General features: G+C 69.2%; 12 protein-coding genes. All 12 read left to right on the top strand.

Annotated elements, in window-relative coordinates:
* On the top strand, nt 1–685 hold a 685-nt coding region (locus VM221_13995), incomplete at its 5' end, for a TolC family protein (protein HUT75934.1).
* A 13-nt stretch (nt 686–698) separates the two neighbouring features.
* The gene (locus VM221_13990; GenBank protein ID HUT75933.1) at nt 699–2,156 is read left to right on the top strand and encodes an HlyD family efflux transporter periplasmic adaptor subunit; all 1,458 of its coding nucleotides are present in this window, start codon (nt 699–701) and stop codon (nt 2,154–2,156) included.
* Nucleotides 2,153–2,905, top strand: a complete 753-nt coding sequence (locus tag VM221_13985) for an ABC transporter ATP-binding protein (protein HUT75932.1) — start codon at nt 2,153–2,155, stop codon at nt 2,903–2,905. Before VM221_13990 ends, VM221_13985 begins: the two co-directional genes overlap by 4 nt.
* A 3-nt stretch (nt 2,906–2,908) precedes the next feature.
* Nucleotides 2,909–4,351, top strand: coding sequence for an efflux RND transporter periplasmic adaptor subunit (locus tag VM221_13980; protein HUT75931.1), 1,443 nt, complete (start codon nt 2,909–2,911; stop codon nt 4,349–4,351).
* A gap of 2 nt (nt 4,352–4,353) precedes the next feature.
* Nucleotides 4,354–5,868, top strand: coding sequence for an HlyD family efflux transporter periplasmic adaptor subunit (locus VM221_13975; protein HUT75930.1), 1,515 nt, complete (start codon nt 4,354–4,356; stop codon nt 5,866–5,868).
* A complete protein-coding gene (locus VM221_13970) occupies nt 5,865–7,169 on the top strand; it encodes an ABC transporter permease (protein HUT75929.1) in 1,305 nt (434 codons plus the stop codon). The genes VM221_13975 and VM221_13970 overlap by 4 nt, the downstream gene beginning before the upstream one ends.
* Nucleotides 7,170–7,868: 699 nt before the next feature.
* Entirely contained in the window at nt 7,869–8,378 is a 510-nt protein-coding gene (locus VM221_13965) for a Fur family transcriptional regulator (protein HUT75928.1), read from the top strand.
* Complete coding sequence (locus tag VM221_13960; protein ID HUT75927.1) at nt 8,375–8,971, top strand: FeoB small GTPase domain-containing protein; 597 nt, start codon at nt 8,375–8,377, stop codon at nt 8,969–8,971. Before VM221_13965 ends, VM221_13960 begins: the two co-directional genes overlap by 4 nt.
* A complete protein-coding gene (locus tag VM221_13955; GenBank protein ID HUT75926.1) occupies nt 8,943–10,400 on the top strand; it encodes a ferrous iron transporter B in 1,458 nt (485 codons plus the stop codon). Before VM221_13960 ends, VM221_13955 begins: the two co-directional genes overlap by 29 nt.
* Nucleotides 10,397–10,603 (top strand): hypothetical protein, encoded by a 207-nt coding sequence (locus tag VM221_13950; GenBank protein HUT75925.1) that lies wholly within the window; start codon nt 10,397–10,399, stop codon nt 10,601–10,603. The genes VM221_13955 and VM221_13950 overlap by 4 nt, the downstream gene beginning before the upstream one ends.
* Nucleotides 10,581–11,354 (top strand): metal-dependent transcriptional regulator, encoded by a 774-nt coding sequence (locus VM221_13945; GenBank protein HUT75924.1) that lies wholly within the window; start codon nt 10,581–10,583, stop codon nt 11,352–11,354. The genes VM221_13950 and VM221_13945 overlap by 23 nt, the downstream gene beginning before the upstream one ends.
* Before the next feature lie 75 nt (nt 11,355–11,429).
* Nucleotides 11,430–12,095 carry a molybdenum cofactor guanylyltransferase gene (locus tag VM221_13940; GenBank protein HUT75923.1) on the top strand — a complete coding sequence of 222 codons (666 nt, stop codon included), beginning with the start codon at nt 11,430–11,432 and terminating at the stop codon, nt 12,093–12,095.
* The last annotated feature ends 133 nt before the right edge of the window (nt 12,096–12,228 follow it).

Genomic DNA, 12,228 nt, shown 5'->3' with positions numbered 1-12,228 from the left:
CGTCACGCTGGGGCTGCAGGTGGGCAATGTGCCCGAGCTGACGACCGAGCCAGCGTACAAACCGGTGGTGTTCGATGTTGACGCGCTGGTGGGGGCGGCGCTGCGCAATCGCGCCGAGGTCGTGATTGAAGACCTCGCGGTGGAGGACGCGTCGGCGGCGCTGCGCATCAGCCGCAGCGATCGCAAGCCTGCGCTGGATGTCTTCGGTTCCTCCACCACCCGTGCCGACGGTGAGGGCGGCACCGACTGGACGGTGGGCATCCGGACGAGCATTCCCGTGGGGTCGTGGGCGCTGAGCGAGGCGGTGCGCTCGGCCCAGCGCGGCTGGCTGCTCGCGCAGCGCGGCCGCGAGGAGGCGCGCCAGCGCATCACCACCGAGGTGCGGGAGACCGCCCGCGGGCTGCGGTCCCAGGAAGAGCGGATCGGCATCCTGGAGAAGAGCCTGGAGGTGGCGCGGGAAAAGCTTCGACTGGCGGACGTCTCGGTGGAAGAAGGCATCGGCCTGTACCGCGACAAGATCGAGGCGCAAGAGCAGGTCACGGCGGCCGAACGCGACCTGCTGGACGCCCAGATCAGCTACTACTTCGGGGTGCTTCGTCTGCGCCGCGCGGTAGGCGGCGACGTTCTCCAGGGCCTGGAGCAGGAGACCGTGGAGAGCGCCGCGGCGCCGCCGGCGGCGCCGTGAGGAGGGCAAGCGGGTGCGCATCATCAGGTGGCTGATACCGCTCACCCTGGTGGCGATCGCGCTGGGCCCGGCTCGCCGGCTGCCGTCCCGGCTGCGGCAGATGGCGCCGGAGCGCGTGGTGCCGACGCTGCAGGTGGAGCCCGACACGTTTGTGGTGGGCGTTGTCGGCGAGCAGCAGCTTCAGGGGTGTGACGATACCCCGGTCAAGGCGGGAGATGTTCGCGGGTCGGGCCAGAAGCTGGTCTATCTGTGCGCGGACGGCATCCAGGTCAAGGCGGACGACGTGATCGCCAGGCTCGACACCACCGACCTGCAGCGGACGGTGGATACCGCGCGCGTGGATCAGTCCAAGGCGCAGGCCGAGGTTGCCCAACGCGAGCGGCAGGCGGGCAGCGAGGTCGAAACCGCGCGCAACGCGCTGGAAAAGGCTCAGCGCGAGCTGGAGATCATGCAGAAGTCCAATGCGACCGAGCTGGAGACCGCCAAGCAGGAGCTCGAGCACAAGCGGATGCTGGAGGAAAGCGCGCGGCTGGAGTGCGAACGGAAGCGGCGGCTGGCCGCCTCCGAGATCGGGCTGGTTTCGCGCCAGGATCTGGAGCAGGCTGAGCGCTCTCTGCGGTCGGCGGCCTTCGCCCGGTCCGTGGCCGACAAGGCGCTGGCGCTGATGCAGCAGAATCAGGCGGCGCAGGTGAAGGGGAAGCAAGACGAAATCGCCAGCGCGCAGTTCAAGCTCACCACGGCCGAGGCGGCGCAGAAGCCGGGCGGCGAGCGGGGGCGTGACATGCTGCTCGCCGCCAACAAGCGGCTGGAGCGGGCGCTGCGCGACCTCGAGGGGGCGACCTTGAAGGCCCCCGTCGCGGGCACATTAGTGATCGGCAATACTTGGGATAACGATGCGAGAACCCTGCGTCCATTCAAGGTCGGCGACGTGATCTGGGGAGGGCAGCAGGTGGCCACCATCACCAACCTGTCGCGCCTGGAGGTGGCCGTGCCCATCGAAGAGACCGCCATCGCCCCGCTCAAAGTCGGCCAGGAGGCGGACCTGACCTTCGATGCCGTGCCGGGCAAGCACTACCGGGGCAAGGTGGCGAGCATCACCCCCAGCGCGCGTCGCGTGGACTCGTGGGAAAACCCCAACCTCAAGCCAGGCGCACGGTACTTCATGGCGCGCATCACCCTGCTCCGCCCCGATTCGAAGCTGCGCCCGGGATTGCAGTGCAAGGCGCGGATCGTGCTCAAGCGCCTGCGCAATGTGCTCGCCGTGCCGCTGTCGGCGGTGGTCAAGCGCGACGGCGCCGACCTCGTCTTTGTCCGGCGCAGCTCCCGGCTAGCGCCGCAGCGGGTGACGACCGGCGACCGCAGCGAGGAGGCGGTCGTCATCACCAAGGGCTTGCGGGCGGGCGACATCATCGCGCTCGAGGATCCAACCGCGCCGGCCCTGAGCCGCGCCGAAGGGGCGGTCGAGGAATGAGTGCCCCCGTAACCGATGCCATCGTCGTGCGGGCGGAGAACCTGAGCAAGGTCTACCAGGCGGGCGAGGTCGCTGTGCCGGCGCTGAACGACGTCTCGCTCACCATCCGCCGCGGCGAGTTCGTCGCCGTGGTCGGGTCGTCCGGCTCGGGCAAGACCACGCTGCTCAACATTATCGGCTGCGTGGATGTCCCGACCTGCGGGCGCTACGTGCTCGACGGGCAGGAGGTGAGCCGTCTGGGCGACATGCGCCTGTCGCGCCTGCGCAACGAGAAGATCGGCTTCGTCTTCCAGACCTTCAATCTGCTGCCGCGCCTGAGCGCCCTGGAGAATGTCGCGCTCCCCCTGTTCTACAGCCGCCGCCGCCTCGCGCGCAGCGCCCCGCGCGAGGCGCTCCAGCGGGTAGGGCTGGCGCACCGCGCCCGTCATCGCCCGGCTCAGCTGTCGGGCGGAGAGCAGCAGCGGGTGGCGATTGCGCGCGCCCTGGTCACGCAGCCATCTCTCATCCTCGCCGACGAGCCCACCGGCAACCTCGATACCCGCACCGGCCAGGAGATCATGGCCGTCTTGCAGGGCTTGAACCGTGAGGCGGTGACGATCGTCATGGTCACCCATGAGCCGGTCATCGCCGCGCACACCGGACGCGAGATTCGCCTTCAGGACGGGCGCATCACGATGGACCACCGGATCGAGAAACCGGTCGTGGCGGAGCAGGCGCTGGCGGAGATGACCGCCGGCGCCCGGGAGTAGGCGATGCGCGCGGTGCGAATCATAGTCGTCGTTGCGCTGCTGGGGGCGCTGGGCGGCGGAGCCTGGCGCTGGAGCCAGGGTTCGTTGCGCGCCCTGGGCCGGCGTCCGCCCCCGGAGCAGCCGGTTCCGGTGACGGCCGCGAGGCTCATGGATTTCGAGACCGTGCTGCTGGCGACGGGAACCATGGAACCCGGGGTCAGGCGTTACCTGGTCGCGCCGAGAGGCGGCTCGATGCGCGTGGAGCAGATCGTCCCGGACGGCTCGACCGTCAAGGCCGGCGAGGTGGTGATCAAGCTCTCGACCCGCGAGACCGAGGAGCAGGTTGCCGAGACCCAGGATCAACTGCTGAAGGCGAAGGAGGGGATGGGGCAGGCCAGGGACAACGGGGCGCGACAGGTGGAAGCCGCCCAGTCGGCGCTGACCGCCGCCCGGGAGCGGCTGGACCTGACGCGAGCCCAGAACGCGGCCGACCTGGAGCGGGCGCAGGCTGAGCTCGACCGCGCGCGCGAGGAAAAGGAATACGCGGCCGAGCAATTGGCGAAGATGCAGCGGCTCTTCGATCAGGGACTGGCCACGCGCAACCAGTTCGACCAGGAAGCAACCAATGCTAATGAGCAAGTGTTCGCCCATGATAAGAACGAACGCGCGCTAGCGACCGCGCGGCGCGAAGCCGAGGAGAAAGAGCGCGCTGCGGTGACCGACATCGGCCGGGCCGAGCTCGGTCTGGCCGACGCCGAAGCGGGACGTCTGCGCGCAACCACGGCGGCGCGCAACCAGATTGACAGCCTGCAGCGCCGGCTGTCCGAGCAGGAGATGCAGCAGCGGGACGCGACGGTGAAGGCCGACATTGACGGGCTGGTGCTCATCGGCCTGACATGGGACATGAGCGGGCGTCATACCATCCGCGTCGGCGACCAGATGTGGTCCGGCTTTCCCATGGGCCAGGTGATTGACCCCCGGCGGTTGCGCGTCACCTGTGAGATTGACGAGATAGACATGAAGCGCATCCGCTCCGGGCAGCAGGTGCGGCTGCGCGTCGGAACGGCGCGGGGGCGGGTCTTCAAGGGACGCCTGGAGTCGGTGAGCAACATCGCCAGCGCTGCCGACCTGTGGCGGGGCGGCAGCCCGGGCCGCAAGTCGTTCTCCGCGTGGGTCGCCGTCGCGGGCGCCGATGCCTCCCTCAAACCCGGTACCACGGCGTGGCTGGAGGTCGTCACCGACAAGGTAAAGGGCAAGCCGGCGGTGCCGGTAGAAGCGGTCTTTCGCCGCGACGGACAGCCGGTGATCTATCGCAAGCGCGCGGGCCGCTTCGAGGAAGTGCCGGTCAAGCTGGGGCCGCGCGATGACCTCTACTGGGCGGTGCTCTCAGGGTTGCGCCCGCGCGATGAGATTGCCCTGGTGCGCCCCCGGGCGAACCTGCGGTTCAGGAAGGGAGGGGGATCCTGACCATGCCGGGCTGGCGACCATTTCCTTCGCCGCGGCTCACGACCGGCCTGAAACGAACGGTGTACGCGCTGCTGTGGCTGGGCGCGCTCGCGCTCGTGATCGCAGCCGGCATCAGCTACGCGGTCGAGCGGTATCAGCGCGAGCAGAGGGAGCAGGTCCCGTTCGTGGCCACGACCCCGGTCCGCCAGGGCGATTTCGTCATCTACGCCGATGACGTGGGGGCGTTGGAGGCCGAGGAAAGCGTGGCGGTCAAGGCCGAAACCCAGGGCCAGGTGATCGCGGTGGCCCCCAACGGCGCCCTGGTCCGCAAGGACGACGTGATCGTCTCCCTCGATGCGCCGCGCATGCAGCTCGCGGCCGACGAGGCGGAGCGCAGCGTGGTCCGGGCCACAGACAACATCGCCACCACCCAGCACGACCGGGACGGCGATGTGCGGCGAGCGGAGCTTGCACTGGAGAAGGCCCGCACCGACCAGGAGCAAGCGCGGGTCAAGGCCGACGCCCAGCAGCGGGACCGGCAAGCCCAGTTCGAGTTCGATCAGCAGGTGTTGGCGGAGGAGGAGAAGCGCCAGGAGAACAAGCGCCGCCAGGCCGAGAAGGGTTTGCTGACCAAGGACGACGTGCGCCGGGCGGAGTTGGCGCTGGCGGAGCGGAGGTTCGCCCTCGACAAGGAGCGCGCGCAGCTCGACCTCGAGCAGGCCAAGGCCCAGAGCGAGGCCCTGACCAAGGAGTCCGAGGTGCGCATGGCGCAGTCCGCCCTCGAGCGCGCTAAGTCCCGCCGGGACGACGACGTCAAGCAGGCCCAGGTCGAGCTTAAGACACAGCAGGAGCAGCTCCAGCGCGCCCGCGAGGACGTCGCCAAGGCGCTCATCCGCGCGCCCAAGGCGGGGATGGTGGCGCTGGCCCAGCAGTCTAGCTGGGGCGGCGACGAACACTTACTCCAGGAGGGCGACCAGGTGCGGACCAACCGGACGGTGGCCCAGATTATCGCCCCCGACCAGATGCAGGTGGTGCTGCAGTTGTCGCAGCGCGTGGGGCCGTTGATGCGGCGTGGGCAGCGGTCAATCGTGTGGGTGCACGGCCTGCCGGGGCAGCAGTTCCCCGGCAAGGTCACCGCGGTGGCGGCGTTCGCCAGTCAGGGCGACATCTCCGCCGGCCCGGGGAGGGGGGAGCGCACCTTCCGTACCTGCATCCATATCACAAAGTTCCAGCCCGGCTTGCTCAAGCCCGGGATGCGGGCCACCGCGCGCATCGTCATCGCCGAGCTCAAGGACGTGGTGAGCGCGCCTCTGGCCTGCGTCTTCACCCGCGGCGTGGGCAAGCGCCAACGCCACGTGGTGTGGGTGCGGGAGGGCAAGCGCTTCCGCCAGGCGACGGTCAAGCTCGGTCAGGCCAACCAGGAGGCGGTGATCATCGAGAGCGGGGTGAGGGCGGGCGCCCGCATCGCCCTGCGCGACCTGGAGGCGGACCTGCCGCGACTGCGCCAGGCGGCGGCCCGAGGCGAGGCCGCGAGATGAGGATCGTCGCCTTGCTGCGCATCGCCTTCCGCGAGCTGTGGGGGCACCGGCTGCGTTCCCTGCTGACCATGCTCGGCATCGTGTTCGGCGTGGGTTCGGTCATCGCCATGGTCTCCATCGGGGGCGGTGCGCGCTATGAAGCTCTGGAACAGATCAAGCACCTGGGGGTGGATGTCGCGCGGGTGCACCGCCGGGCGCTCACCGGGGACATCGCCATCCAGGCGGCCAAGCAGTCGCCGAACGGCCTGACCTACGGCGATGCGGTGGCGCTGCGCGACCTGTGCGGGTTTGCGCGCGAGGTGGTGCCGGTGTGCCGGGTTTTCGCCGACGCCGCGGCCAAGGACGAGCAGGTGCCGGCGCGAGTAATGGGCTCCACCGCCGCCTACGCGCGCGTCTCCCGCTTGCAGGCCGTCCGCGGCCGCTTCATCCAGGACTGGGATGTCGAGCAGGCGGCGCGCGTGTGCGTGCTGGGAGCCAAGGTCAAGCGCCTTATGTTCCCGCTGCGCGACGCGGTCGGCGAAACCATCAGCCTCAGCAACCAGGAGTTTCGCGTGGTGGGCGTGCTCGAGGAGCGCCGCGTCGCCGCCGCCGGAGAGAGCCTGGCCCTGGCCGATATCAACGAGGACATCTACCTGCCCATCACCACTGCCATGGACTACTTCCCCATCTACCTGGAGCAGGCGATGCCGCCCGACGCGGACTCCCTGTTCCAGGCCTGGCGGCGACTGGCCGTGCGCCCCCCGCTCGACGAGCGCTCCATCACCAGCCTCATCATGCAGGTCTCCCATCCCGACCAGACCGCGGAGGCGGCGCGCGTGATCCGCAATGTCCTCGACCGCCGCCACCAGCACATCCCCGACTACGAGATCATGATCCCCGTCGAGCTGCTCCGCCAGCGCCAGCAGGCGCAGCGCATATTCAACATCGTCATGGGGGCCATCGCCAGCATTTCCCTGGTCGTCGGCGGCATCGGCATCATGAATATCATGCTCGCCACCGTCACCCAGCGCGCCCGCGAGATCGGCATCCGCCGCTGCACCGGCGCCAACAAGCTCGACATCGTGGGCCAGTTCCTGATCGAGGCCCTGGTGCTGACCGGCATTGGCGCCCTGCTCGGCATCGGCGTCGGCATCGCGTTGGCGACGACCATCTCCTCCTACGCCCGATGGAAGACCATCGTCTCCGCCGACGCCGTCGTCATCTCCGTCGTCGTCGCCGCGCTCACCGGCCTTATCTTCGGCCTCTACCCGGCGATCCGCGCGGCCGCCATCCAGCCGGTCGAGGCCCTGCGCGCCGAGTAACCCCCGGCGCCCCCAACAACACCGCCAAGGCGCTGACGGCGGACGGCAACTGTCAACGGCTTCATGCTGGCTAACACTGCAACGTGACTTCGAGCGGAAATGCACGAGATGAGCACTCTCCATGTGGCATAGCCGCCCCCGGCTGTGTGGGCGCCGCGTCCGCGGCGCCGGAAAACAGGCGAGGGCGCCTGTCCCACATGGGTTGGCGGACAGACCAAAGATCCGTGCTCACACCCCTCCGAGGCTGCCGCATCGAAGGCAGTTGCCGTCTGCGGCCGCCCCTTCCTGGCCCTCAATCGTCTCGTCGCCCAGTGTTTGACTGACTGCCATCCGACCCTCCTGTAACCTCACGTTCTGTCGCACACATAGATCACTCGAAGCGGCCCGGAAGTCAAGCGACGTCGAGCGGTTTGGGAAGGAATCTTCAGGCCGTAAAACGGCCGAAAGGCGGGCCTGTAATACCCCAACTGTTGGGCATTGTGTGGAATGGCGACAAACGGAGCGGCGGATTCGGGCGGAGGTGAGATCACGGGCGGGGGTGCCCATACTCCAAGATCACAGCCGAGACGGCTGCGCCACCAGGCATGTCTTGTGTATTCCCACTTTTTCGAGTCACCCCCCCCCCGGGCACAATGCGGGTTTGACCGGGGAGCGCATTTGTGGTATATTGTAATTGCAAATGATTTGCAGGTAGGTCATGTGGACAAGTCGCGGCTGACGGCGGAATTGCGCGGCGCCGGTTTGCGGGCGACGGCCCCCCGGCGGGCGGTGATCCGGGTGCTGGAGGATGCGGGCGAGCATCTCAGCGCCGAGGACATCCACCGGGCGCTGGCGGAGAACGGGGTGCGGATTGACCTGAGCTCGGTGTATCGCACGCTGGCGCTGCTGGTGCGCCTGGGGCTGGTGCGGCCGGTCGGGCCGGCGGAGCGCCACGGCCATTTCGAGGTCGGACACGAAGAGCAGGTGCACCTGACGTGCGCCTGCTGCGGCGGGGTGATCGAAGCTGCCCTCCCCCGCGGCGCGCAGGTGGAGCGGGCCGTGACGGCGCTGGCGCGCAGCCGGGGCTTCGGCTTGACCGAGTTCACCATCGAGGCCAACGGCGAGTGCGCGGCCTGCCGCCGGCGGTCGCGCAAACGAAGCGAGCGACGGGCGCCGGCGCGCGCGGCGGTCGGCGCAGCCGCGGCATCGCCTGCACGGAGTGAAGAGTGAGTGTGGACCTGCTGCGACGGGTGACCTCAGCCCTGCGTCCGCGCAGCTCCTGCCACCGACCGCGGGCGGTGGGAGATGGCCGGGCGAAGGCGAAGCTGCTCATCGTCGGCAGCCCCAATGTCGGCAAGAGCGTCGTCTTCAACCGGCTGACCGGTTCCTACGTCACCGTCTCCAACTACCCGGGCACCACCGTCGAGCTCAGCCGCGGGCGCGGTCGCATCGGCGCCACCGAGTTCGAGGTGGTGGATACGCCGGGCATGTACTCGCTGTCCCCCATCACCGCCGAGGAGCGCGTCACCCGCGGCATGTTGATCGAGGAGCGGCCGGACATCGTCCTGCAAGTGGTGGACGCCAAGAACCTGCGCCGCATGTTGCCCCTGACCCTGGAGCTGCTGGAGGCGGGAGTGCCGCTGGTCCTCGACCTCAACGTCATGGACGAGGCTGAAGAGCTGGGCATCAGCATTGACACTGCGGGGCTGGAGCGCGAGCTGGGCATCCCGGTGGCGGCGACCGTCTCCACCACCGGGCGCGGCATCGGGGCCCTGCGCCAGAAGCTGGCCGACTATGTCTGCGACACCGTCCGCGACCGTTGAATACGGCGTCGAGCTCGAGCGCGCGCTGGCGTCCATCGGCGCGCTCCTGCGCGAGGACTACGGCCTGTCGCGGCGCGCGGTGGCGCTGCTGCTGCTGCAGGGCGACGAGGAGATGCGCAACCTCGTGGAGCGGCGCGAGCCCGGGCGACTGCCGGCGATTGAGGAGCTGGTCGCGCGCGTTTGCGGCGCCCACGGGGATCCGGTGCGCTACCCCGTCACCCTCGCGCGCCAGCGGGCCGCGGATCGCATCCTCGCCCGCACCACCACCCCTCCTACGCGAGCGTCGTCGCGCCTGCGCCGGACGCTTGACCGGCTGCTGATGCGCCCTCTCACCGGCGTGCCGGTGCTGCTGGCGGTGCTCTACTTCGGTCTCTACAAGTTCGTCGGCCAGTTCGGCGCCGGGGTGCTGGTGGATCTCCTGGAGGGGCGGCTGTTCGGCGGCTACGTCAACCCTTGGGTGACCGGGGCGGTCGAGCGCGTGTTGCCGTGGCGCGTGGTGAGCAGCCTCATCGTCGGCGACTACGGCATCATCACCCTCGGCGTCAAGTACGCGGTGGCGATCATCCTGCCCATCGTCGCCACCTTCTTCCTGGTCTTCGCCGTCATCGAGGACAGCGGCTACCTGCCGCGGCTGGCGATGCTGATTGACCGCGTGTTCAAGGGCATCGGCCTCAGCGGGCGCGCGGTCATCCCCATGGTGCTCGGCTTCGGCTGCGACACCATGGCGACCATGGTCACGCGCGTGCTGGAGACCAGCCGCGAGCGCGTGATCGCGACCCTGCTGCTGGCGCTGGCGGTGCCGTGCTCGGCGCAGCTGGGGGTCATCCTGGCGCTGCTGTCGCCGCGACCGCTGGGGCTGGCGATCTGGGTCGGCGCGGTGGGGCTCGTGTTCCTGCTGGTGGGCTTCCTATCCGCCCGCCTCATGCCGGGACGACCGCCCTCGTTCTACATGGAGATCCCGCCCCTGCGGCTGCCGAGCCTCGCCAACGTCCTGGTCAAGACCTATGCGCGCGTGGAGTGGTATTTGCTCGAGGTCTTCCCGCTGTTCGTGTTGGCGAGCGTTGTCATCTGGGTCGGGCAATTGACTCATCTCTTCCCGTTCGCGGTGGGGCTGCTGGAGCCGGTGGTGCGGTTCATCGGCCTGCCGCCGCAGGCGGCGGTGGCGTTCCTGTTCGGCTTCTTCCGCCGCGACTACGGGGCGGCGGGGCTCTACGATCTCGCCGCCGGCGGCGCGCTCAGCGGCAACCAGATGGTGGTCTCGATGGTGACCATGACCCTCTTCCTGCCCTGCGTCGCCCAGCTGCTGATGATGTACAAGGAGCGGGGGGCCAGGGTCGCGTTCGCCATCACCGCCTTTATCTTCCCCTTCGCCTTCGGCGTCGGCTACGTGCTCAACGCGGCGCTGAACTTCTTGGGGGTGCAGATATGAGCGCCCAGATCAAGTGCCCGATGTGCGGCCGTGAGTTCGGTCGCGCGCAGGCGGCCAGCGCGTGCGCCGGCTGCTCCCTGGGGCGCGACTGCGGGATGCTGCGCTGCCCGAACTGTGGCTATGAGATGGTGGGCGAGACGCGGCTGGGGGCGATGCTGCGCAAACTGCGGGAGGCCATGAGTGGAGCTAAGCGACAAGGCTGAAGAAATCCTGGAGTCGCTGTTCGCGGCGACGCGCGAGAACCCGGGCGCGGCGGCGCCGCTGTCGCGGTTGGCGGCGCAGGAATCGCCGGATACGCCTGAGGAACATGCGGCGGGCGGGTATCAGTGCCAGGTCGGCGGCGGCGCGCACGAGGCGCCGGAGGCGGTGGAGGAGCTGGTCGCCGCCGGGTTCGCCAGCCGGCAGGGCGAGGCGTTGGCGCTGACCGACGCCGGGCGCGTGGAGGGCGAGGGTATCCTGCGCCGACACTGCCTGGCCGAGCGCCTGCTGATTGACGTGCTGGACGTCGGGGAGGAACTCGTGCACCAGGCCGCCTGCCGCTTCGAGCATATTATCCGCCGGGGCATTGACGACCACATCTGCACCCTGCTCGGGCATCCGCGCTTCTGCCCGCACGGCACCCCCATTCCGCCCGGCCCTTGCTGCCAGGAGAATCGCGACGCCGCGCGCCAGGTAGTCGCGCCGCTGGCCGCCCTCCCCCCCGGCTCGCGCGGGCGCATCGCCTACATCCACACCCAGGAGCGCTCCAACCTGGAAAAGCTGATCGCGATGGGGGCCCTGCCCGGCACCGATGTGCTGGTGATCCAGACCTTCCCCTCCTATGTCTTCCAGGTCGGGCAGACCCAGGTCGCGGCCGATCGCCAGATCGCCGACAGCATCTACGTCCGCCTGGAGCACGCGCTGCGGGGGGCGCCGGACCGGCGGCGGAGTCGCCGGCGCCTCGGACGGAGGTAGTTGGGGGACATGGGGACAGTCGACTTAATTCAAGACACCTGGCATAATTAAGTCGACTGTCCCCGGAATTGCGAATTGCCCAAGACACCTGGCATAATTAAGTCGACTGTCCCCGGAATTGACGACCACCCGGCCCCGCTTGCGGCCACCGTCATCATTCTCGCCGGCGGGCGCAGTTCGCGGATGGGCGGCCGCCCCAAGGCGCTCCTGCCGTGGGCGGGAGCGACGCTGCTGGAACACATCGCCGCGCAAGCCCGGGCCGCCGCCCGGGAAACCCTGGTGGTAGGCGGGGAGGGCCTGCAGGTTCCCTCGCGCGTGACGGGTGTCGGCGATGTCTATGCCGGGTGCGGGCCGCTGGGGGGGCTGCATGCAGGGCTGCGGGCGGCGCGGTTCGAGCGCTGCGTGGTGGTGGGGTGCGACATGCCCTTCGTGCGGCCCCGCATCATGCGTGCGCTGCTGGCTCGCTTGAGCGGAAGCGATGCCGCGGTGCCGCGCACTGCCGAAGGGCCGCACCCGCTGGTGGCCGCCTACTCGCGCCGGTGTCTGGCGGCGGTTGAGGCCCAGCTGGCATCGGACGACCGGCGCATGACCTCCTTGCTGGGGAGCGTGCGCGTGCGATGGGTGACAGAGCGGGAACTGCAAGAGCTCGATCCCGACCTGCGGTGCCTGGTCAACATCAATACCTGCCAGGATTACCGCCGCGCGATGGAGCTGGCGCGCGGCGAGCCGGACCCGGGCTAGCCCGCATTATTCACACCCGGTGACCAGGCGGTGGTTTTCGGTCTGTTTTCGCTTGCCTTGGGTTGAATTGGCGGGTCGCGATGGGGAATGGCCTCCCCGGACGGTTTCTCGCCGCCCGGATCGTCGGTCGCTG

It is taken from the genome of Armatimonadota bacterium, assembly GCA_035527535.1.
In the GTDB taxonomy this organism is placed as follows: Bacteria; Armatimonadota; Hebobacteria.
The sequence above is the reverse complement of the archived record's forward strand: the minus strand, read 5'-3'. Positions and strand labels throughout refer to the sequence as shown.